The organism is Denitratisoma sp. (assembly GCA_032027165.1).
Lineage (GTDB): Bacteria > Pseudomonadota > Gammaproteobacteria > Burkholderiales > Rhodocyclaceae > Desulfobacillus.
In genome coordinates this window covers 1,271,439-1,293,059 of record JAVSMO010000001.1, presented here as the reverse complement: position 1 = coordinate 1,293,059, position 21,621 = coordinate 1,271,439, and the positions used below count along the sequence as shown (strand labels likewise).

Sequence of the window (21,621 nt, the reverse complement as noted above, 5' to 3'; positions counted from 1 at the left end):
SSSMWSKRSWYSSYGRYKMGCRKCWWGMGSRKMTKSRASYGCGMMGGMWRGSYGWCGAKSKMKRCCWWCGGCTGCSRTTTCMMGCSYYTSKWSMRGKKKYSCGMMMYSMYYSYSGWKWARMKKCYMSCGSGYAYKYRRMWSYKSSSSRWMRGSSKCRWGRWSSRCSKYCGGSTSSSSTTKSCMRSSTYKYYKRSGRTGYKSYKSSWSMMSSSYKSKKRRAAKKCSCCCKCGYWSSKRRARSWYSRSMSKYAGRSSYWYRRRSYSYKSMSKKSKMSSCWKGKCCRKKYCGKMRWGKAWKCGRKYRSYRRSGKSSYSRWRKMMGGCKSYCYSGTYKYSGRRSRAMSRSASGTRRAKYYYSRRRYTYYYMWGTKMRWCRSRKRKYCSYKCSSSRRYKYMRKMKWGSRMMAGGKTKSMRRRMTYYKSSWRKSYKKKSWWSGSRYRMMGGYRGGTKMRKWSYGRRWKKYSMAKRTGRWWYWRKWAGYMCCSMRMCSSCTSCGGMKYGGSAWMSRTTTCRMGRCKTTYCSMARSWWWRRMAGRSMYKYCKGWGRSKTSSGWKTRASYRRSSWRRAWSKTRYYRKRWKCAMSMMMWYCSYYGMSSCGMSSYMYSYMYTKMSSSMSGKYCMSCWMGWKGKSKWKRWSRGMCMCAACGGCTGCGGCAAATCCAACGTGATCGACGCCGTGCGCTGGGTGCTCGGCGAATCCAAGGCCACCGCCCTGCGCGGCGAGTCCATGCAGGACGTCATCTTCAACGGTTCCGGCCAGCGCAAGCCCGTCGGCCGCGCCAGCGTCGAGCTGCATTTCGACAACAGCCAGGGCCGCGCCAGCGGCCAGTGGTCGCAGTACGCCGAGATCGCCGTAAAGCGCGTGCTCGACCGCGACGGCGAGTCCTCCTACTACATCAACAACATGCACGTCCGCCGGCGCGACGTGATCGACCTCTTCATGGGCACCGGCCTGGGCCCGCGCGCCTACGCCATCATCGAGCAGGGCATGATCTCGCGCATCATCGAGGCCAAGCCGGAGGAGTTGCGCTTCTTCCTCGAGGAAGCGGCGGGGGTGACCAAATACAAGGAGCGCCGCCGCGAGACGGAGAACCGCCTCTCCGACGCCCGCGAGAACCTCGCCCGCGTCGAGGACATCCGCAACGAGCTGGGCAATCAGATCGAAAAGCTGGAAGGCCAGGCCGAGGTGGCGAAGCAGTACCACGAGCTGCACGCCCAGCTGACGCGCCGGCAGAACCTGCTCTGGCTCTACAAGCGCAACGAGGCGCGCGACCAGCGCGAGAAGCTGGCGCGCAACGTCGAGCAGTCCGTCACCAGGCTGGAGGCCGAGACGGCCAGCCTGCGCGACCTGGAAGCCCGCGTCGAGACGGCGCGCAGCGCCCACTATGCGGCCAGCGATGCGCTGCATGGCGCACAAAGCGAGATGTTCGCCGCCAATGCCGAGGTGGCGCGGCTGGAATCCGAACTCAGCCACCTGCGCGACCTGCGCCAGAAGGTCGAGTCGCGCCTCGCCCAGTTGGAGGCCGAGGACAGCCACTGGCGCGGCCAGTCGGAAACGCTCGACCGCGACGAAGCGCGCTGGAAGGAGTTGCTGGAGAATGCCGCGCAGCGCGTGCAGGGTGCCGCGGCGCGCCACGCCGAGGCCGCCGCCCGCCTGCCCGAGGCGGAGAGCGCCCTCAAGGCGGCCGAGGAAACGGCCCAGGCCCTGCGCCGGGAGCTGGCCCAGGCCGAACAGGGCCTGCGCGTCGAGGAAGCGCACAAGAGCCACGCCGACAAGACCCTTGATGCGCTGGGCCAGCGCCGCGGCCGGCTGGAGGCCGAACGCGGCCAGATCGAGCAGCCCGACGCCGCCGCGCTGGCGGCCCTGCAGGCCCGTGTCGCCGAACTTGGCACGCAAGTCGAGGCCAGGCGCAGCCGCGTCGAGGAACTGCAGCGGCGCCTGCCCGAGCACGAGGCACAGCGGCGCGAGGCGGCCGAAACCCAGGCCAGCGCGCAAAAGCGCCTGACCGAGGCGCGCGCCCGCCGCGACGCCCTCAAACAATTGCAAAGCCGCGTCCAACAGGAAGGCAAGCTGGGCGACTGGCTGAAGCGCCACGGCCTCGATGCCGCCGAGCCGATCTGGTCCAGCCTGAAGGTCGAGCCGGGCTGGGAGACGGCGCTGGAAGCCGTGCTGCGCGAACGCCTCGGTGCGCTCGCCGGCGTAGACCAGCCGACCGCCGAGCGCGTGCTGGCCGATCCGCCGCCGGCGACCCTGGCGCTGGTCTTCGCCAGCGACGTCGCCTCGGCAGGCGAGACCACCGGGCTCGATGCCGACACGCCGCTGCGCGACAAGGTCCGCTGCAGCGACCCGCGCTGGGAAGCCGCCCTCACCGAGTGGCTGTCCGGCGTCTATGTGGCGAACGATCTGGCCGGATTGGCGGCACGCCGCGCCGGCCTGCCCGGCGGACGCCTGTGGGTAAGCCAGGCCGGCCACGTCGTCTCGCGCCACAGCTTCGTGCTTTATGTTCCCGAGGCGCGCACCCATGGCGTCATCGAGCGCCAGCGCGAGATCGAGCAGCTCGACGCCGAATGCATCGGCCTCGAGGACGAGGCGCAAATTGCCGCGGCGACGCTGGCGGCGGCCGAGTCCGGCCTGGCCGAACATCGCGGCCACCTTGCCGAGGCGCAGCGCGAGGCGCAGGAGCTGCAGCAGTCGGCGCATGCCGCCCAGGTCGAAGCGGTCAAGCTGGGCGAGGCGGTGCAGCGCTACGAGGCCCGCATTGCGCAGATCAATGCCGACCTGAATGAAATCAACACCGGCGAGGAAACAGAGCGCAGCCGCCGGCAGCTGGCCGACGGCGAGGTGGCGCGACTGACTTCCGTCGTGCAGGAACTGCGCGCCAAGCTGGAGGCGGCGATCGAGGAAAGCCACAAGCGCGATGCCGCCCTGCGCGAACAGCGCACCGTCGAGCAGGCGCTCTCGCGCGAACTGCAGGAATCGCGCTTTGCCGAGCGCGAGTGCGCAGGGAAACTGGAAGAGATCGGCCGCTCGCGCGAAGTCGCGCGGGAGCAGGTCGAGCGCATCACCGGCGAGACGGCCGCACGCCGCCAGGAGAGCGAATCCATCAGCGAGGGCGCGACCGAGCAGCAGTTGCAGCAGGCCCTGGCGGCGCGCCAGGGCTGCGAGAGCACGCTGGCGAGCCACCGCGATGCGCTGGAAGGCGCCGCCACCGAGTTGCGCCAGCTCGAGGAAGCGCGCCTGAAGACCGAGCAGGGCCTGAACCCGTTGCGCGATCGCATAAGCGACCTGCGCCTGAAGGAGCAGGCTGCCCAGCTCAACGAGGAGCAGTTTTCGGCCCGTCTCGCCGAGGCCAATGCCAACGAGGAGGAACTGTCGCCGGAACTGACGCGCGAGGTGAAGGAGCCGCTCCTGGCCGGCGACATCGCGCGCCTCGGCGCCGAGATCGAGGCGCTCGGCCCGGTGAACCTCGCCGCCCTCGACGAACTGAACACTTCACGCGAACGCAAGGGTTTCCTCGACAGCCAGACCGAGGACCTGACCCAGGCCATCAACACGCTGGAAGACGCCATCCGCCGCATCGACCGCGAGACGCGCGAGCAGCTGCAGGATACCTACAACAACGTCAACCGCCAGTTCGGCATCCTCTTCCCGCAGCTCTTCGGCGGCGGCGAGGCCAAGCTGATCCTCACCGGCGAAGAGATCCTCGACTCCGGCATCCAGGTCATGGCGCAGCCGCCCGGCAAGAAGAACAGCACCATTCACCTGCTTTCCGGCGGCGAGAAGGCGCTGACCGCGATCGCCCTGGTGTTTTCGATGTTCCAGCTCAATCCGGCGCCGTTCTGCATGCTCGACGAGGTCGATGCGCCGCTCGACGACAGCAATACCGAGCGTTTCTGCGAGATGGTCAAGCGCATGTCGGCGCAGACGCAGTTCCTCTTCATCACGCACAACAAGATCACCATGGAGATGGCGCGCCAGCTGGTCGGCGTCACCATGCAGGAGCAGGGCGTCTCGCGCGTCGTCGAGGTCGATATCGAGGAAGCGCTGCGCATGAGCGACGAAGCCGTGCCGGCCTGAGCGGGGTACAGACATGAGCGACCTGCAACTCTCACTGATCGGCCTGGGCATCGTCCTGGTGGGAGGCGTGTTCGCCTACAACAAGTGGCAGGAACGCAAGCACCGCATGCTGGCCGACCGGGTTTTCCGCGGCGACCATCCGGATGTCCTGCTCGGCCGAAAGCAGGCCGAGCCTCCCGCCTCCGGCGAGGCGGCTGCGGAACGCCTCGAACCCGGCATCCAGCCGGCACAGGGCGACATGGGCGAGCCGATGGCCGCAGTGTCCGGCAGCGAAGCACCGGCCGACCTGCAAGGCATGCAGACTGCGGCGGAGCCGCCGGAGGAGTTGGCCGATCCGGCCATCGATTGCATTGTCCGCTTCGAGTCGGCCGAACCGATCGGCGGACCCTATTTGTGGCAGGCCCAGCACCAGGCCATGGGCAAGCTGACCCGGCCGCTCGCCTGGTGCGGCCTCAACGAGCGCACCGGCACCTGGGAGCGGCTGACGGCCAATGGCGTCGGCGATTACCGCCGCTTGCGCGCGGCGCTGCAACTGGCCGACCGGCGCGGCCCGCTGACGGATTCCGAGCTGACCCTTTTCTTCAACGGCGTGCAGCGGCTCGCCGACGAATTCCTTGCCGTGGCCGACCTGCCGGTGCGCAACGACGTGCTGGCGCGCGCGGCCGAGATCGACCGCTTCTGCGCCGGCGTCGACATCCAGATCGGCGTCAATGTCGTCGCCAGCGGCGCGCCGTTTGCCGGCACCAAGCTGCGCGGGCTCGCCGAGGCGGCCGGCATGGTCCTGCGCGAGGACGGCATGTTCCACGCCGTCGACGACAACGGCACCACGCTCTACACCCTCTCCAACCTCGAGGCGGCGCCGTTCGCCGCCGAGGAACTGAAGTCGTTCGCCACCCACGGCATCACGCTCACCCTGGACGTGCCGCGCGTCCTCGGCGGACCGCGCGTCTACGACAGCATGATCGTGCTGGCCAAGCAGTTCGCCATCAGCCTCGGCGGCTCGCTGGTCGACGACAACCGCGCGCCCCTGCCTGACAGCGCGCTGGCCCTCATCCACGACAAGATCGTCGAGATCGAGCAGCGCATGGCGGGACAGGGCCTGACCGCCGGCGGAACGCAGGCGCTGCGCCTCTTCTCCTGACCGCCATGCCGGCGACGCGCGAAGCCGCCGAGAGGGCCGAGGCGCTGCGCGCCGAGATCGAGCGCCACAACCGCGCCTATTACGTGCTCGATGCGCCGACCGTGCCGGACGCCGAGTACGACCGCCTCTTCCGCGAACTGCAGGCGCTGGAGGCGCAATACCCGGAATTGCAAACGTCCGATTCGCCGACCTTGCGCGTCGGTGGCCGTCCGTTGCCGGAGTTTGCACCGGTGCGCCATGCCGTGCCGATGCTCTCCATCAAGACCGAGACCGATACCGGACCGGAAGGCGCCAGGAGCTTCGACGCGCGCGTGCGGCGCGCGCTGGGACTGGAAGAGGGCGCACCCCAGGTCGAGTATGCCGCCGAACTGAAGTTCGACGGTCTCGCCATCAGCCTGCGCTACGAGGACGGCGTTCTGGCGCGGGCCGCGACGCGCGGCGACGGCGAGACCGGCGAGGACGTCACCCAGAACGTGCGCACCATCCATTGCATCCCGCTGCGTCTGAAGGGACGGCCGCCCGCCCTTCTTGAAGTGCGCGGCGAGGCCTACATGAGCCGTCCGGACTTCGAGCGCTACAACGCGCGCCAGCGCGGACTGGGCCGGCCGGCGCTGGTCAATCCGCGCAACGGCGCCGCCGGCAGCATTCGCCAGCTCGACCCGAAGATCGCCGCGGAACGGCCTCTGTCCTTCTACGCTTACGGAGTGGGCGAGATGCGCGGCTGGGACATGCCGCCCCGGCACAGCGCAGTGCTCGATGCGCTGGCGGCCTTTGGCATCCCCGTCTGCGAGCATCGCGCCGTGGTGCGGGGCGCCGACGAACTGATCGCCTTCCACGCCGGCATTCTGGCAAATCGCGATGCGCTGCCCTTCGACATCGACGGAGTGGTGTACAAGGTCAATTCCATCGCCCTGCAGGAACGTCTTGGATTCGTCAGCCGCGAGCCGCGCTGGGCGGTGGCACACAAATATCCGGCGCAGGAGGAGCTGACCATTGTCGAGGGCATCGAGGTTTACGTCGGCCGCACCGGCGCCATCACCCCCGTGGCGCGACTTGCACCCGTCTTCGTCGGCGGCGTTACGGTGACCAACGCCACGCTGCATAACGAGGACGAGGTGCGGCGCAAGGACGTCCGCATCGGCGACACGGTGATCGTGCGCCGCGCCGGCGACGTCATTCCCGAAGTGGTCGCCGTTGTGAAGGATAGGCGCAACGGCAACGAGACTCCTTTCGTCATGCCGGTCACCTGCCCTGTGTGCGGCTCGGCCATCCGCCGTCTGTCCGATGAAGCGGTGGCGCGCTGCACCGGCGGCCTCTACTGCCCGGCACAGCGCAAGCAGGCCATTCTGCACTTCGCCTCGCGCCGTGCCCTCGACATCGAGGGACTCGGCGAGAAACTGGTGGACCAGCTGGTCGAGCGCGGCCTCGTCAGGAACGCCGCCGACCTCTACCGGCTGGAGGCTCCGACCCTGGCCGAACTCGAACGGATGGGCGATAAGTCGGCGCAGAACATCGTCGACGCCATCGGACGATCGAAGAAGACGACCCTGGCGCGGCTGATCTTCGCGCTGGGCATCCGCAACGTCGGCGAAGCCACCGCCAAGGATCTGGCCCGCCGCTTCGGCAGCCTCGAGGCGCTGATGAACGCCGGCATCGAGGACCTGCAGCGCGTGCCCGACGTCGGTCCGGTGGTGGCCGAAAGCATCGCCGGATTCTTCGCCGAGGCGCACAATCGCGAGGTGATTGCCCGCCTCGAGGAGGCCGGCGTCAGCGGGCATGCCGAATCGCGCTCGGCCGCCGTGCTGCAGGGACTGACTTTTGTCCTGACCGGCACCCTGCCGCGGCTGACGCGAGAGGACGCGACGGCACTGATCGAGGCGGCCGGCGGCAAGGTCAGCGGCTCGGTGTCGAAAAAGACCAATTATGTCGTTGCCGGCGAAGAAGCCGGCTCGAAGCTGGACAAGGCCCGCGCGCTGGGCGTCCCCGTCATCGACGAGGGCGGACTGCGGCAGCTGCTCGGAACGTAAAACAAATGGAGCTTGTTAGATGAAGAAAATCACCAAGGCCGTCTTCCCGGTCGCCGGCATGGGCAGCCGCTTCCTGCCGGCAACCAAGGCCAGCCCGAAGGAGATGATGCCGGTCGTCGACAAGCCGCTCATCCAGTACGCAGTGGAGGAGGCGGTGGCCGCCGGCATCACCGACATGGTCTTCATCACCGGCCGCAACAAGCGCGCCATCGAAGACCACTTCGACAAGGCCTACGAGATGGAGAGCGAGCTCGAGGCGAGGGGCAAGCACGAGCTGCTGCGACTGGTGCAGGACACCGTCCCGTCCCACATCAACTGCATCTACATCCGCCAGGCCGAGCCGCTCGGACTGGGCCACGCCGTGCTGTGCGCCGCTCCGGTGGTGGGCGACGAGCCCTTTGCCGTGCTGCTGGCCGACGATCTGATCGACGCCGATCCGCCGGTGCTGCGGCAGATGGTGGAGGCATTCGGCAAGCATGAATGTTCCCTCCTCGGCGTGCAGAACGTGCCCCTCAGCGATACCGGCGCTTACGGCATCGTCAGCGTCGAGCCGGATCGGCACGGCCTGCAGAACGTGACGGCCATTGTCGAGAAGCCGGCGCCCGAGAAGGCCCCCTCGAATCTTGCCGTGATCGGCCGCTATGTCCTGACGCCGCGCATCTTCCATCATTTGCGCCGGGTGCAGGCCGGCGCAGGCGGGGAGATCCAATTGACCGATGCCATCGCTGCGGTGATCGAGGAGGAGCCCGTGCTGGCCTTCCCCTTCCATGGCGTCCGTTACGACTGCGGCTCCAAGCTGGGTTATCTCAAGGCGACCATCGCCTATGGCCGGAAGCATCCGGAGGTCGGCCAGGCCTTTACCGAGTACCTTGCCAGCCTGAACGTCGGGGGGCGCGCCTGATGCTTTCCGCGGAGGAGGCACAGCGGATTCTCGACGAGGCCGACCTGGTCGTGCCGGAAGGGATGGCAGCGACGGCAGTACGCCGCGTCGCCGGCGAGATTGCCGCGGCAATGCGCGGCACGCATCCGCTGGTGCTCTCGGTGATGGGCGGTGCAGTGATCTTCACCGGCCAGCTCCTGCCGCTGCTGGATTTCCCGCTGGAATTCGATTACCTGCACGTTACCCGCTACGGCGACACCACCACCGGCGGCGAACTGTCCTGGATCGTCGCGCCGCGCGCCAGCATCGCCGGCCGCACGGTGCTGGTGGTGGACGACATCCTGGATGAAGGCATCACGCTGGCGGCGGTGAAGCGGCGCCTGCTTGAGCAGGGCGCGAAGGATTGCCGGATCGTCGTCTTCGCCGACAAGGACCTCGGCCGCGCGAAGCCGGTGGCGGCGGATTTCGTCGGCGTACACCTGCCCAACCGCTACGTCTTCGGCTTCGGTATGGACGTCAAGGGTGCCTGGCGCAACCTGCCGGCGGTCTATGCGGTGAAGGGCCTGTAGGCCCGTATCCGGCTCAGGCGGCCTCGCGGCCGGCGCGGCGGCGCTCGTGTTCCTTCAGGTGGCGCTTGCGCAGACGGATCGACTTCGGCGTGATCTCCACCAGTTCGTCGTCGGCGATGAACTCGACGGCGGATTCCAGGGTGATCTGGATCGGCGGCACCAGCATGATGGCCTCGTCCTTGCCGGAGGCGCGCACGTTGGTGAGCTGCTTGGTCTTGACGGGGTTCACCACCAGATCGTTGTCGCGGCTGTTGATGCCGATGATCATGCCCTCGTACACCGGCTCGCCGGGGCTGACGAACATGCGGCCGCGTTCCTGCAGCTTCCACAGCGCGTAGGCGACCGCTTCGCCCTGCTCGGCGGAGATCAGCACGCCGTTCCTGCGCTCGGCGATGTCGCCCTTCATCGGTGCGTAATCGTCGAAGACGTGGCTCATGATGCCGGTGCCGCGCGTCATGGTGAGGAATTCCGACTGGAAGCCGATCAGGCCGCGCGCCGGGATGCGGTACTCGAGGCGCACGCGGCCCTTGCCGTCCGGCTGCATGTCCTGCAGGTCGCCGCGGCGCTCGCCGAGGGCCTGCATGACGGCGCCCTGGTTGGTTTCCTCGCAGTCCACCGTCAGCATCTCGTAGGGTTCGCACTTCTCCCCTTCGATTTCCTTCAGCACCACGCGCGGGCGCGAGACGGCCAGTTCGTAGCCTTCGCGGCGCATGTTCTCGAGCAGGATGGTCAGGTGCAGTTCGCCGCGGCCGGAGACCAGGAAGATGTCGGCGTCGGGCGTGTCCTCGACGCGCAGGGCGACGTTGCTCATCAGCTCGCGGGCGAGGCGCTCGCGCAACTGGCGGCTGGTGACGAACTTGCCTTCCTTGCCGGCGAAGGGCGAGGTGTTCACCTGGAAGTTCATGGTCAGCGTCGGCTCGTCCACCGTCAGGAGGGGCAGGGCCTCGGGCTGCTCGGGGTCGCAGAGGGTGACGCCGATGCCGACTTCCTCGATGCCGTTGATGAGCACGATGTCGCCGGCCTCGGCGACGTCGGTCAGCACGCGCTCGAGGCCGCGGAAGACCTGCACCTGGTTGACGCGCGCCTTGACCGGCTCGTCGTCCTCCGGCCCGTTCATGACGAGCACGTTCTGCAGGGGGCCGAGGCGGCCGCGCGTGATGCGGCCGATGCCGATGCGGCCGACGTAGCTGGAATAGTCGAGCGAGCAGATGCGCAGCTGCAGCGGGCCCTCGGCGTCCACCTTGGGTTCCGGCACGTGCTTGAGGATGGCCTCGAAGAGCGGGCGCATGTCGCTGCCGGGCTTGTCCGACTCGAGCATGGCGTAGCCGTTGAGGGCCGAGGCGAACACCACGGGGAAGTCGAGCTGCTCCTCGGTGGCGCCGAGCTTGTCGAAGAGGTCGAAGGTATGGTTGATGACCCAGTCGGGGCGCGCGCCGGGACGGTCGATCTTGTTGATGACGACGATGGGCTTCAGGCCCAGCGCCAGCGCCTTGCGCGTGACGAAGCGCGTCTGCGGCATGGGTCCCTCGACGGCGTCGACCAGCAACAGCACGCCGTCGACCATCGAGAGCACGCGCTCGACCTCGCCGCCGAAGTCGGCGTGGCCCGGCGTGTCGACGATGTTGATATGGGTGCCTTCGAACTCGATGGCGCAGTTCTTCGCCAGGATGGTGATGCCGCGCTCCTTTTCCAGGTCGTTGGAATCCATGACCCGTTCCGCCACCTGCTGGTGGGCGGCGAAGGTGCCGGACTGTTTGAGGAGCTGGTCGACGAGCGTGGTCTTGCCGTGGTCGACGTGGGCGATGATGGCGATGTTGCGGATGGCGCGGGTCATTGTGCGGTGCGGCAAGAAAAAAGTCCGGCAGTATAACACCTTAGCGCATCCCGGCTAAGCCCCATGCTAGAATTATCCACAATCGCCATTTTGATAAATAGATTTAAAACAAATGCTTGCAATCATCGGAGGCAGCGGCCTGACCCAGCTGGCGAATTTGGCCGTCGAAAGGCGCGAAGTTGTGCGCACCCCCTACGGCGAGCCGTCCGGCCCGCTCACCTTCGGACGGCTCTGCGACAGGCCGGCCGTGTTCATCGCCCGCCACGGTTACGGCCATACCATCCCGCCGCATGAGGTGAATTATTGCGCCAACCTGTGGGCGCTGAAGCAGGCGGGCGCCACCAGCATCGTTTCAATCGCCTCGGTGGGGGGCATTCGCGCCGATCTCGGCCCAGGCAACATAGTGATTCCGCACCAGATCATTGACTACACCTGGGGCCGCAAAGCCACCTTTCACGAAGGCGGCGACACGCCGGTGGTGCATATCGACTTCACCCAGCCCTACGACCCGGAACTCCGCCAGGTGCTGCTGGAGGCGGCGCGCGACGCCGGACAGGCGGTGACCGACGGCAGTATTTACGCAGCGATGCAGGGCCCGCGCCTGGAGACGGCGGCGGAGATCGATCGCCTGGAGCGCGACGGCGCCGACATCGTCGGCATGACCGGCATGCCGGAGGCGGCCCTGGCGCGCGAACTCGAGCTGCCGTATGCCGCCATCACCGTGGTGTCGAATCACGCCGCCGGGCGCGGCGACAGCAAGCTGGGCATCCAGTTCGCCACCCTGGAGGACATCCTCCGGGAATCGATGGAACGGGTGCGTCGCATCATCGAGATGATCTGCATCGAGCAATAGATAGGCTCTCATGATCCGGGAAATACTCAGGATGGGCGACCCGCGCCTGTTGGAGAGGGCGCGTCCGGTGGAGGCCTTCGGCACGCCGGAGCTGCATGAGCTGATCGACGACATGCAGGAGACCATGCGTGCCGCCAATGGCGCCGGGCTGGCGGCGCCGCAGATCGGCGTCGGCCTGCGCGTGGTGATCTTCGGCTTCGAGTCGAACCCGCGTTATCCGCAGGCCGAGCCGGTGCCATTTACCATTCTCGTCAATCCCATGCTGGCACCGCTCGCCGATGAAATGGAAGAGGGCTGGGAAGGCTGCCTGTCGGTGCCGGGTCTGCGCGGCGTGGTGCCGCGCTGGGCACGCCTGCGCTACAGCGGTTTCGATGCCGACGGCGCGCCGATCTCGCGCGAAGCAACGGGCTTTCATGCCCGCGTCGTGCAGCACGAGTGCGACCACCTGGATGGCATCCTGTATCCGATGCGCATCCGCGATTTCACGCAGTTCGGCTACACCGATGTCCTCTTCCCGGACGCCGACATCCCGGAAGACTGAATCAGGCTTGCTGCAGAAGGGTGCGATCCGCCTCGCGCAGCCGGCGCGAGAGGATGCGCGAGATGTTGCGGAAGATCTTGGCGCTCACCACCGGGTTCTTCCAGCAGGCGCTTTCCGGGATGCGGATCAGCACGCAATCCGCGGTGGCGGTGACGGAAGCCGAGCGGGGATCCTTGTCCACCAGCGACATCTCGCCGAAGCTGTCCCCCGAACCGAGCGCCGCCAGTTCGCTGGCTTGTCCGCCACGGCCCTTCTTGGCGACCGTCGCCGCACCCTCCATCATCACGTACATGAAGTGGCCCGTGCTGCCCTCGTTGAGGATGGCGTCACCCGGTCCGAAAGTGCACTTTTCGGCATTGGCGAGGAGGTCGATCAGTTCCTGCTGGCTGAGTTCGGCAAAGACCGGCACGCGGTCGATCAGCCTGGACATGATCCGTTGCAGATCCTGGAAGGTGAAGGCCTCCTTGATCCAGGTTCCCATGCCCGTCCCGCGGATCAGAGGAAGATGCAGGACTCGAGGTGGCCGGCAAGTTCCTTGTCGGTGGCCTTCGTGTAGTCCTTCTCGAAGCGGTCGGAGACGATGTTTGCCGTCGGACCATCGAGCTTTTCGTTGAGCAGTCCCATGAAGGCGGGCGGGGCGACCAGGATGACTCGCCCTGCCTGACCGCTGCTGCGGCCATGGTTCAGTTCGCGCGCCAGTTCCTGGGCGAAGTGGCGGGCCTCGTTGGTTTTCGGGTCGGTCTTCGGCTGGCTGGCACGATGACCGTTGCCCGGGCTGTGCATCTGGCCGGGCCGGTCGCTGACGAGGTCGGAGGCCTTTTCGCGGCTCTCCGGGTGTTTCATGTCCTTGACGAGTACGAGCCCCTTCTTGGGACCGGTATTGGCATAGAGCTTGGCTTGGCTGGCGTTGGCGACAAGAATCCAGGTGGTGGCCATGTAGGTACTCCCTTGAAGATGCTAGACTTATTCCGAACGACTGAATGCAACGTTTTCAGTTTGTCACAAAACCGTCCTCATGGCGACAAGCCGGCAGGGGGCAGCCAGAGGCGACAGGGGATAAAAGCAGTCATGTTTCTTTTCAGCAAAGACGAAGATTCACCCCGCATCAAGCAGTTGCGGACATTGTCGCTGTTTTCAACCCTGAGTCCGCGCGAACTGAAGACGGTCGATGGATTGCTGCACGAGCGCAGCTTTCTCAAGGACGAGGTGATCTTCGACCAGGGCGAGGAGGGGCAGGCGCTCTATATCATCGAGTCCGGCAAGGTGCTGATCTGCCGGCAGGGCCAGGCGACTGGCGGCAAGATCGCCGAACTGGGCGAGGGACGCCTCTTCGGCGAACTGGCGCTGCTGGACAATTCGCCGCGCGCCGCGCAGGCCCGCGCCGCGGAGAACTGCGCCATGGCGGTGCTGTTCCGCGCCGATTTCCTCGGCCTGCTGGAGACCCACGCCGTCATCGCCTCGAAGATCTCCCTGCAGTTGGCGCGCCACATCGGCCAGCGCCTGCGCGAGACCGTCACCGCACCGGGAAGCCAGTCGGAATGAACCGCAGTTCGGGGCCGGTCGTCTGGATCGGCATCATCGCGTCGACCTGCCTGCTGCTGCTCCTCTTCAAGAAGATCCTCTGGCTGGTGGTGCCTTTCCTGCTGGCGCTGATCATCTATTATTTCCTGCAGCCGGCGACGCACCGCCTGGTGCTCAACGGCTTCCATCGCAAGACCGCTGCCGCCATCACCGGCGGCGGCTTCATCGTGCTGCTGCTGATCTGCGCCGCCCTGCTGTTCCCCTGGGTCAGTTCGCACGCCGTCAGCTGGCAGGCCTCCCTGGCGCGCTACGTCGAGGGCGGCAGCCTGCTGCTGCAGAAGACCATGGACGGGCTGGAGGCGCAGTTCGATTTCCTCGAGCGGGCCAGCCTGAGCCGCAACGTCAGCGAGCAGATCGCCGCCTTTACCGAAACCTTCGCCCAGCGCTATCTGGCCGACTTCGTCGTCACCCTGGCCGCCTGGCTGCCCTCGCTGCTCCTGGCGCCCTTCCTCGCCTTTTTCTTCCTGCGCGACGGGCGCCGCTTCACCAAGTTCATCGCCAATGCCGTGCCCAACGCCTTTTTCGAGCGCACGCTCTACCTGATGCACGAGATGGACAAGACGGCGCGCGCCTATTTCCAGGGCCTGATCAGCCTGACCATCCTCGACACCATCGCGCTCGCCATCGGCCTGTGGGTGATCGGCTTGTCGGCACCCCTGATGCTCGGCCTGGTCTGCGCCGTGCTGGCCTGGGTGCCCTATGTCGGCTCCATCCTCGGCTGCCTGCTGGTGGTGCTGGTGGCGGCGACGGACTTTCCGCTCGACCCGTGGATGGCCTACGGCGCGATCATCGTGTTCATCCTGGTGCGGCTGCTCGACGATTTCGTCTTCATGCCGCTCACCATCGGACGCAGCCTGCGCATGCATCCCTTGCTCACGGTACTGATGATTTTCGTCGGCGGCGCGGTGGCCGGCGTGGCCGGCCTGATGCTGGTGCTGCCCCTGCTCGGCATCGCCATGGTGGTGGGTGAAACGGTCGGCATGATCGTCACCGATCCGCGCCTCCAGGCGCGCCATGCCTACGCCCGGCGGCTCAAGGCGCAGCAGGCGGCGGCCGACCTTCAGGCCTGATTGCGCATGCGGTCGGCGAGGCCGTCGTTGGCCTCGTAGGGCCTGCCGCGCAGCGCTCCATCCTTCACGTGCCGTTCCATCGCTTCCCGCGTTTTGAGTTCGCAGGGCGTCTTCGTTGCAATTCCGGAAGTCTCAGACTGACCGTGCCGGCAGGGTGACGCGCGCGATCAGCCCGCCGCCCTCTCGCGGCAGCAGGTCGAAGCGGCCGCCATGGCCTTTTGCGACGCGGTCTACGATGGCCAGGCCGAGGCCGGCCCCGGATGCGCCGGTTCTGGCCGCGTCGAGGCGCGTAAATGGCTGCTTGAGGCGTTCGATTTCCTCCTGCGGAATGCCGGGTCCGCGGTCCATGACGTCCAGCACGACGTTCGTCCCCTCGCGTCGCGTCGCGACCTCGACCGCGCCGGCCTCGCCGCCATGGTGCAGGGCATTGTTGATCAGGTTGCCGGCGAGGCGGAGCAGGGCCAGCGGGCGCAGCATGAACGGGGGCAGTTCGGCCAATCGCAGGTCGATGCGGGCGCCGCGCCGCTGCAGTGGTGCGGCGACATGGGCGATCACGGCATTCAGGTCCGTCGGCTCCGCCGGCTCGCCTTCCGTGTCACGAGCGAAGTCGAGGAACTGGCCGATGATCTTGTCCATCTCGTCGATGTCGGCAGCGATGCCTTCCCGCGCGGCTTCGTCAGCGGTCATCTCGGCAGCCAGGCGCAGCCGGGTGAGCGGGGTGCGCAGGTCGTGAGAGATGCCGGCGAGGATGAGCGCGCGGTCCTCGTCCAGACGTGCGAGGTCGCTCGACATCTGGTTGAAGGCGTGCGTCACGCTGCGGATCTCGCCGGGGCCGGTTTCGGCCAGCGGCGGAGGGCGGCGGCCGAGGCCGATGTCGTGCGCGGCGCCGGCCAGCGCCTTGAGCGGCCGCGTGACCCGGAACATGATGAGGTAGGCGCCGGCCAGCGCCAGCAGAAGGGCGGCAGCGCCCCAGCCCAGCCATTGCAGGGGAATGTTGCGCTCGACGCGTTCGCGCGGCAGCATCAGCCAGTACTCGTCGCCGCCATCGATGCGGAAACTGACCCAGAAGCCGGCCTTGCCGTCGCGGTTTCGCGTCATGCGCGTGTCGCCGCCGAGCTGCCGGCGCACCTCGGCGGCGACCAGCTGGAGGAATTGCGAGCGCTCCGGCAGCGGCGCGACCACCTCGTTCTCCTCGACCGGGTAGATGCGGATACCCTCGCGGTCCGACAGTTCCAGCAGCAGTTCGCGCCGTTTGTCGGGCTGTGCGGTGACGAGGGCGCTGCGCGTGAGATTGACGACGCTGACCACCATCTGGGCGAGCTGGCGGGCACGCGGCTCCCGCTCCAGGCTGTTGAAGATCGCCGCCCAGGCCGCCACGGCCAGGATCATGAGCGTGGCAAGCAGGAGGAAGGTGCGCCAGAGGAGGGTCTGCGGCAGCAATTTCATTGCTGCTTGCCGTCGGGGACGAACACGTAGCCGTATCCCCAGACGGTCTGGATGTAGCGCGGCTTGGCGGGATCGTCCTCGACCAGCTTGCGCAGGCGCGAGACCTGTACGTCGATGGCGCGGTCGAAGACCTCGTATTCTCGGCCGCGCGCCAGTTCCATCAGCTTGTCGCGCGAAAGCGGCTGGCGCGGGTGTTGCAGCAACACCTTGAGCACGGCGAACTCGCCGGTGGTCAGCGCGTGTTCCTTGCCCTTGCGTGTCAGGATCCGCGTGGCGAGGTTGACGCTGACCGAGCCGAAGCTGACTTCACCTTCCTCGGTTGCGGGCGCGCCGGCGGGCAGCGGCGCGGCGCGGCGGCGCAGAACGGCATGGATGCGCGCGACCAGTTCGCGCGGATTGAAGGGCTTGGGCAGATAGTCGTCGGCACCCATCTCCAGGCCGACGATGCGGTCGACGTCGTCGCCCTTGGCGGTGAGCATGATGATGGGTATGTCGTCCTTGCTTCCGCGCAGGCGGCGGCAGACCGATAGGCCATCCTCGCCGGGCATCATCAGGTCGAGCACGATCAGGTCATGGCGTTCGCGTACCAGCGCCTTGTCCATGGCGGCGGCGCCATCCACCCCCTTCACGGCGAATCCCTGTTCGTCGAGGTAGCGCTGGAGCAGGTTACGCAGCCGCTGGTCGTCGTCCACGACGAGAATCTTCAGTCTGTTTTCAGGCATGGGCGAATCCTACCGTCAGTGTCCCTGCCTTTCCAGTCGGATCGATCGACTTGGTAAGAACGTGTTGCGGTCAGGCAAGCATGAAACAAATTTTTACAAACTACGGGGAATCGTTCACAGGCTGCTTACAGGGGCCGCTTACGATGCCTCCAGTGCCCGGGCGATCGGGTGCCGGGAACCGAACGGGGAGACGGAAGACGACCTTCGTCGGTCGGTGCTCCCGACCGCGGCCTGCAACGCGGCCTTAACAGGCCGGGCCGGCACATTTAGAATGAACGGCATGACAACCGGCAACGTCAGGCGAAGCATGCGGTGCATGCCTGCAATGAAAGGATGAGCGCGTGAAGCAACTGGTTTTGCTCGCAGGAGTTCTCGTGGCACTGGCGGCGAGCATGCCGGCACTGGCTCAGCCGGGCGGCCGCGAGCGCGCCTGGGGTGACGAGCGGCAGCAGCGCGAGTACCGTCCGGATGAGGGCAGGCAGCGCCGGCAGCAGGACGGCATGTCGGGCGAGCAGGGCCGCGCCGGGCGCCTTACGCCGGAAGAACGCCTGCAATTGCGCCGGGATATCCGCGAGCATGGACGCGATGTTTATCGAGATCGCCCGAAACGTTTCTAGAGGGATGCCATGAAAGCCGCCGTTCGCCTGATGTATTTCTCATTGCTTGCAGTCCTTTCCATGCCGCCTTCTTCCCTGGCCGCCGGGGCACCCAGGGAAGGCGCACCGCCCCAGGCCAGCGCCGAGAAAGGCCAATCGCAACAGAAAATGAAGGAGCGTGTGCTCGAGCATATCGATGCCAAGATCAGGATCCTGCAAAAGGCGCGGTCGTGCGTACGCGCCGCATCCGGCATGGCTGCCATGGCCGTCTGCCATGCGCAGGAACGGAAACAGATGAAGGATCTGCGCGACAAGGACCGCCAGGCAATCCAGGCCGGCAAGGGCTGAGGGCAGGGCCAGGTGCCGGCAGGCAGGACGCGCAGTTCGCCGAAGGAAACGCCATGGATATGAAGCAGGTCAACGCCGGCAAGCTGCGCGCCATCGGCTACGATCCCGGCAAGCGGCTCCTGCGCGTCGAGTTCGACGACCGCAAGCTGGTCGAGTATGCCGGCGTGCCGCAGGAAACCTGGCGGCGCCTGAGCACCTCGGGATCGATGTGGAGCTATTTCCGCGACAACGTCGAGGAAGAGTATGCGGCGCGGCGCGTGAAGTAGCAGGCTTGTCCTTGATTCGGACGCCATCGGACGCGTTCGACGTTGCGGCGCAGGCTAACATCGGCGCAGCCGATGTTAAGCGCCGAAATCGCGGCCGGAGCCACAACGTCGAGGATGAGTATGCAGCCCGGCGCATCGGGTAATTCCCCCGTGGAGTCCGACGGCGTCGGGTAAAATCCCGCACGTGAAACTCCTCGCCCTCGAATCCTCAACCGATCTTTTCACCGCTGCGCTTTTCCTCGATGGCCGCGTTGTCGAGCAGGAAGGCGCGCGCGGTCTCCCGCATTCGGAAATCGCCTTGCCGCTGGTGCAGGCCCTGCTGGACGATCAGGGTACGGCACTGGCCGACCTGGACGGCATCGCCTTCGGTGCCGGGCCCGGGGCCTTCACCGGCCTGCGGCTCGCCTGCAGCATGGCGCAGGGACTGGCCGTTGGCGCCGGCCTGCCCGTCCTCGGCATCGCCAGTCTCGAAGCCCTGGCGCTGGGAGCGGGCGATGGCCTGGTGTATGCCTGCGTGGATGCACGCATGAACGAGGTCTACAGCGCCGCCTACCGGGTTTGCGGGGAGTCCATCGAGACGGCCGTGGCGCCTGCGGTGACCGCGCCGTCGCAGGCGCCGGTGCCGCCGGGGCAGGGCTGGATCGGCTGCGGCAGCGGTTTCGCCGCCTATGGCGCGGCGCTCGCCGCGCGGCTGGGCCCGTCGATGCTCCGCGTGGACGGCATGGCGCGTCCGCGAGCCGGCGCCCTCTTGCGGTTGGCCGTGCCGCGATTCGCGCGGGGCGAAGGCGTCGATGCCGCGCTGGCGGCGCCCCTGTACGTGCGGGACAAGGTGGCACGGACCACCGTCGAGCGCCTCGCCGCGGGGGGCAAGGCATGAGCGCCGTCCTGAGAAACGTGCCGGATTTCGAGCCGATGCGGCCGGAGGACATCGATGCCGTGCTGGCCGTCGAGCAGCGTGCCTTTCCTTTCCCGTGGTCGCGCGCCAATTTTGCCGACTCGCTGGCGTCCGGCTACAGCGCCTGGTGCTGCAGGATCGAAGGCGAACTGATCGGCTATGCCGTCATGATGCTGGTGCTCGACGAGGCGCACCTTCTCAACATCACGGTGGCGCCCGACTGGCAGCGGCACGGCTATGGCCTGCTCATCATGCATCATCTCTTCAGCCTGGCGCGCACGCACGGGGCCAGACGCATGTTCCTCGAGGTGCGGCCCTCCAACGTGTCCGGGCAGGGCCTGTACAGCCGCCTGGGGTTCGAGACGATCGGCCGGCGGCGCGGCTACTATCCGGCCGGGGAAGGGCGTGAGGACGCCGTGGTGATGGCACTGACTTTATGAGCAGGCGAGAGAGCATCCTGAGGGAGATGGGCCTGGCGCCGCTGTGGCGGCTGCGGGACAAACCTGCCGCTGCGGCAGAAACGCCGGCGGAAACCGCCCCGGCCGCCGCCCCGGCGGGGGACGAGCGGGCACTGCGCATTGCCGCCATGGGCTGGGACGAACTGAAAGACGCGGTAGCCGGCTGCCGCGACTGCCGCCTGTGCGAGCGGCGCAAGCAGGCGGTGCTCGGCGTCGGCGACGTCGACGCCGACTGGCTCTTCGTCGGCGAAGGGCCGGGCGCAGAGGAGGACGAGAAGGGCGAGCCCTTCGTCGGCCAGGCCGGCAAGCTGCTCGACGCCATGCTGGCTTCGATCGGCCTGCAGCGCGGCCGCAAGGTGTACATCGGCAATGCAGTGAAATGCCGCCCGCCCGGCAACCGCACGCCCGAGCCGGAAGAGACGGCCGCCTGCTTCCCCTACCTGCAGCGGCAGATCGAGTTGATCCGGCCGAAGCTCATCGTCGCCCTGGGCAAGCCGGCGGCGGAGACGCTGCTCAACGCCGAAGTGAAGGTCGGCGCCGCGCGCGGCCGGCTTTTCGATTACCGGGGCATCCCGCTCATCGTCACCTACCACCCGGCCTACCTGCTGCGCAACCTGACGGACAAGGCGAAGGCCTGGGAAGACCTGTGTTTCGCGCGGCGCACCATGCAGGGATCTTCCGATGTCGTCGCATAACGAAGGTTCGGTCCGGGCCATCCTCTACGCGCTCGGCGCCAACTTCGGCATCGCCGTGTCCAAGTTCGGCGCCGCCTGGTGGACGAACTCCGGTTCCATGCTGGCCGAAGCGATCCACTCGACGGCCGATTGCGTGAACCAGGTCCTGCTGCTGCTTGGCATGAAGGAGGCGAGGCGGCCCGAGAGCGTCGACCATCCTCTGGGGCATCACCGCGTCACCTATTTCTGGTCGATGATCGTCGCGCTGCTGCTGTTCTTCATGGGCGGCGCCTTCTCCGTCTACGAAGGCCTCGAGCGGCTGCGCCATCCGCACCCGCTGGAAAACGGGCTGGTGGCGCTGCTCGTGCTCGGCGTCGCCGTCGTGCTGGAGGCCTTCTCCCTGGCCGGTGCCATGCGCGAGATCCGCAAGGTGGCGCACGGCAAGCCCTTCCTGCGCTGGTTCCGCGAGACGCGCGAATCCGAGCTGATGGTGGTGGCGGGCGAGGACATCGCCGCCCTAGCGGGACTGACTTTGGCTTTCTGCGCCGTCGCCGCCGCGCTGCTGACCGGCAACCCGCTGTGGGATGCGCTCGGCACGATCAGCGTCGGCGTGGTGCTGATGGCCATCGCCGTGCTGGTGATGATCGAGGTGAAGGGGCTCATCGTCGGCGAATCCGCCTCCCCCGAACTGCGCGAGGACATCCAGCGCTTCGTCGCCGCGCAGCCCGAGGTGGCCGAGGTGCTCAACGTCATCACGCTGGCCTGGGGCGACAAGGTGGTGATCGCCGTCAAGGCGCGCATGGCGGAGGCGGAGCGCATCAGCGGCGCCGAGCTGGTCGGGCGCATCAATGCCGTCGAGGCGCGCATGCAGGAGCGTTTCCCCGCGGCGAAATGGGTATTCTTCGAGCCGGACGTCCGTTGAGCGCCTTGAAACCGGCGCCTCCGCCCTTACGTTAAACCCGCACCACAACCGAAGGAGATCGCGATGCGCCTCAAGCTACTTGCCCTGCTGGTCCTTGCCGCCAGCCTGCTGTCCGGCTGCGGCTACAACCGGATCCAGACGACCGATGAACAGGTCACGGCTGCCTGGTCGGAGGTGCTCAACCAGTACAAGCGCCGCGCCGACCTGATCCCCAACCTGGTGCAGATCGTGCAGGGCTATGCCGCGCACGAAAAGGAGGTGCTGACCAAGGTGACCGAGGCGCGCGCCCAGGTGGCTGGCATCAAGGCGACCCCGGAACTGGTCAACGATCCCCAGGCCTTCGCCCAATTCCAGGCTGCCCAGGCCCAGCTCTCCGGCGCGCTGTCTCGCCTGCTGGTGGTGGTGGAGAATTATCCGAACCTGAAGGCCGACGCCAGCTTCCGCGACCTGCAGGCGCAGGTGGAGGGGACGGAGAATCGCATTACCGTCGCCCGCAACCGCTACATCAAGGCGGTGCAGGAATACAACACCACCGTGCGCGTCTTTCCCAGCAATCTGACCGCCATGCTGTTCGGCTACAAGACCAAGGCCAACTTCACGGTCGAGGACGAGAAGGCGCTGTCGACGCCGCCCGCCATCAAGTTCGACGGCGGCGCCAAGCCGGGCGCGGCCGCCGGCAAGCCGGCAGGCAGCGCCCTTTCGGCCGGCTATTGAGCCT

General features: G+C 67.2%; 21 protein-coding genes and 1 pseudogene. 17 read left to right on the top strand and 5 right to left on the bottom strand.

All coding sequences use genetic code 11. The features are described from left to right. The first annotated feature begins 195 nt into the window (after nucleotides 1-195). The 5 genes and pseudogenes from smc to ROZ00_06380 all read left to right on the top strand — a co-directional run bounded on the left by smc (nucleotide 196) and on the right by ROZ00_06380 (nucleotide 8,697). A pseudogene (gene smc / locus ROZ00_06400) lies at nucleotides 196-4,080 on the top strand (chromosome segregation protein SMC). Between the two features lie 13 nt (nucleotides 4,081-4,093). Next, nucleotides 4,094-5,221: a cell division protein ZipA C-terminal FtsZ-binding domain-containing protein gene (locus ROZ00_06395; GenBank protein MDT3735834.1), complete on the top strand. Its 1,128-nt coding sequence runs from the start codon at nucleotides 4,094-4,096 to the stop codon at nucleotides 5,219-5,221. 5 nt (nucleotides 5,222-5,226) lie between these two features. Then, nucleotides 5,227-7,248, top strand: coding sequence for an NAD-dependent DNA ligase LigA (ligA, locus tag ROZ00_06390; protein ID MDT3735833.1), 2,022 nt, complete (start codon nucleotides 5,227-5,229; stop codon nucleotides 7,246-7,248). A 19-nt stretch (nucleotides 7,249-7,267) separates the two neighbouring features. Continuing rightward, entirely contained in the window at nucleotides 7,268-8,149 is an 882-nt protein-coding gene (galU, locus tag ROZ00_06385) for a UTP--glucose-1-phosphate uridylyltransferase GalU (GenBank protein MDT3735832.1), read from the top strand. After that, nucleotides 8,149-8,697, top strand: a complete 549-nt coding sequence (locus ROZ00_06380; GenBank protein ID MDT3735831.1) for a hypoxanthine-guanine phosphoribosyltransferase — start codon at nucleotides 8,149-8,151, stop codon at nucleotides 8,695-8,697. The genes galU and ROZ00_06380 overlap by 1 nt, the downstream gene beginning before the upstream one ends. Nucleotides 8,698-8,710: 13 nt before the next feature. On the opposite strand, the gene typA is transcribed toward ROZ00_06380, so the two are convergent. Beyond that, nucleotides 8,711-10,531 (bottom strand): translational GTPase TypA, encoded by a 1,821-nt coding sequence (typA, locus tag ROZ00_06375; protein ID MDT3735830.1) that lies wholly within the window; start codon nucleotides 10,529-10,531, stop codon nucleotides 8,711-8,713. A gap of 112 nt (nucleotides 10,532-10,643) precedes the next feature. Here typA and ROZ00_06370 point away from each other — a divergent pair, with 112 nt between their 5' ends. Both ROZ00_06370 and def read left to right on the top strand, forming a co-directional pair. Next, the gene (locus tag ROZ00_06370) at nucleotides 10,644-11,384 is read left to right on the top strand and encodes an S-methyl-5'-thioinosine phosphorylase (GenBank protein MDT3735829.1); all 741 of its coding nucleotides are present in this window, start codon (nucleotides 10,644-10,646) and stop codon (nucleotides 11,382-11,384) included. Between the two features lie 10 nt (nucleotides 11,385-11,394). Then, on the top strand, nucleotides 11,395-11,925 hold the full coding sequence (gene def / locus ROZ00_06365) for a peptide deformylase (GenBank protein ID MDT3735828.1): 531 nt from the start codon (nucleotides 11,395-11,397) through the stop codon (nucleotides 11,923-11,925). Nucleotide 11,926: 1 nt separating this feature from the next. Here the strand turns inward: def and ROZ00_06360 are convergent, their stop codons facing one another. Together ROZ00_06360 and ROZ00_06355 are read right to left on the bottom strand one after the other, a co-directional pair. After that, the gene (locus ROZ00_06360; GenBank protein ID MDT3735827.1) at nucleotides 11,927-12,406 is read right to left on the bottom strand and encodes a cyclic nucleotide-binding domain-containing protein; all 480 of its coding nucleotides are present in this window, start codon (nucleotides 12,404-12,406) and stop codon (nucleotides 11,927-11,929) included. Nucleotides 12,407-12,420: 14 nt separating this feature from the next. Continuing rightward, nucleotides 12,421-12,861: a host attachment protein gene (locus ROZ00_06355; GenBank protein ID MDT3735826.1), complete on the bottom strand. Its 441-nt coding sequence runs from the start codon at nucleotides 12,859-12,861 to the stop codon at nucleotides 12,421-12,423. Nucleotides 12,862-12,993: 132 nt separating this feature from the next. Here ROZ00_06355 and ROZ00_06350 point away from each other — a divergent pair, with 132 nt between their 5' ends. Continuing rightward, nucleotides 12,994-13,467 carry a cyclic nucleotide-binding domain-containing protein gene (locus ROZ00_06350; GenBank protein ID MDT3735825.1) on the top strand — a complete coding sequence of 158 codons (474 nt, stop codon included), beginning with the start codon at nucleotides 12,994-12,996 and terminating at the stop codon, nucleotides 13,465-13,467. Next, nucleotides 13,464-14,576, top strand: a complete 1,113-nt coding sequence (locus ROZ00_06345; GenBank protein ID MDT3735824.1) for an AI-2E family transporter — start codon at nucleotides 13,464-13,466, stop codon at nucleotides 14,574-14,576. The genes ROZ00_06350 and ROZ00_06345 overlap by 4 nt, the downstream gene beginning before the upstream one ends. Nucleotides 14,577-14,708: 132 nt before the next feature. On the opposite strand, the gene ROZ00_06340 is transcribed toward ROZ00_06345, so the two are convergent. After that, entirely contained in the window at nucleotides 14,709-16,022 is a 1,314-nt protein-coding gene (locus tag ROZ00_06340; protein MDT3735823.1) for an ATP-binding protein, read from the bottom strand. Beyond that, a complete protein-coding gene (ompR, locus tag ROZ00_06335) occupies nucleotides 16,019-16,744 on the bottom strand; it encodes a two-component system response regulator OmpR (protein ID MDT3735822.1) in 726 nt (241 codons plus the stop codon). Before ompR ends, ROZ00_06340 begins: the two co-directional genes overlap by 4 nt. Nucleotides 16,745-17,085: 341 nt before the next feature. Between ompR and ROZ00_06330 the strand changes: the two genes are divergently transcribed. From ROZ00_06330 to ROZ00_06295, 8 genes are all read left to right on the top strand, one after another. Further along, the gene (locus tag ROZ00_06330; protein MDT3735821.1) at nucleotides 17,086-17,361 is read left to right on the top strand and encodes a hypothetical protein; all 276 of its coding nucleotides are present in this window, start codon (nucleotides 17,086-17,088) and stop codon (nucleotides 17,359-17,361) included. Between the two features lie 9 nt (nucleotides 17,362-17,370). Further along, nucleotides 17,371-17,688: a hypothetical protein gene (locus tag ROZ00_06325; protein MDT3735820.1), complete on the top strand. Its 318-nt coding sequence runs from the start codon at nucleotides 17,371-17,373 to the stop codon at nucleotides 17,686-17,688. Between the two features lie 53 nt (nucleotides 17,689-17,741). Continuing rightward, on the top strand, nucleotides 17,742-17,954 hold the full coding sequence (locus ROZ00_06320) for a KTSC domain-containing protein (protein MDT3735819.1): 213 nt from the start codon (nucleotides 17,742-17,744) through the stop codon (nucleotides 17,952-17,954). A 184-nt stretch (nucleotides 17,955-18,138) separates the two neighbouring features. Continuing rightward, nucleotides 18,139-18,831, top strand: coding sequence for a tRNA (adenosine(37)-N6)-threonylcarbamoyltransferase complex dimerization subunit type 1 TsaB (gene tsaB / locus ROZ00_06315; protein MDT3735818.1), 693 nt, complete (start codon nucleotides 18,139-18,141; stop codon nucleotides 18,829-18,831). After that, nucleotides 18,828-19,289, top strand: a complete 462-nt coding sequence (gene rimI / locus ROZ00_06310; GenBank protein MDT3735817.1) for a ribosomal protein S18-alanine N-acetyltransferase — start codon at nucleotides 18,828-18,830, stop codon at nucleotides 19,287-19,289. The genes tsaB and rimI overlap by 4 nt, the downstream gene beginning before the upstream one ends. Beyond that, nucleotides 19,286-20,002: a uracil-DNA glycosylase gene (locus tag ROZ00_06305; GenBank protein ID MDT3735816.1), complete on the top strand. Its 717-nt coding sequence runs from the start codon at nucleotides 19,286-19,288 to the stop codon at nucleotides 20,000-20,002. The genes rimI and ROZ00_06305 overlap by 4 nt, the downstream gene beginning before the upstream one ends. Then, nucleotides 19,989-20,903, top strand: a complete 915-nt coding sequence (locus tag ROZ00_06300; protein ID MDT3735815.1) for a cation diffusion facilitator family transporter — start codon at nucleotides 19,989-19,991, stop codon at nucleotides 20,901-20,903. The genes ROZ00_06305 and ROZ00_06300 overlap by 14 nt, the downstream gene beginning before the upstream one ends. Nucleotides 20,904-20,966: 63 nt before the next feature. Then, nucleotides 20,967-21,617 carry a LemA family protein gene (locus tag ROZ00_06295; protein MDT3735814.1) on the top strand — a complete coding sequence of 217 codons (651 nt, stop codon included), beginning with the start codon at nucleotides 20,967-20,969 and terminating at the stop codon, nucleotides 21,615-21,617. Nucleotides 21,618-21,621: the final 4 nt, after the last annotated feature.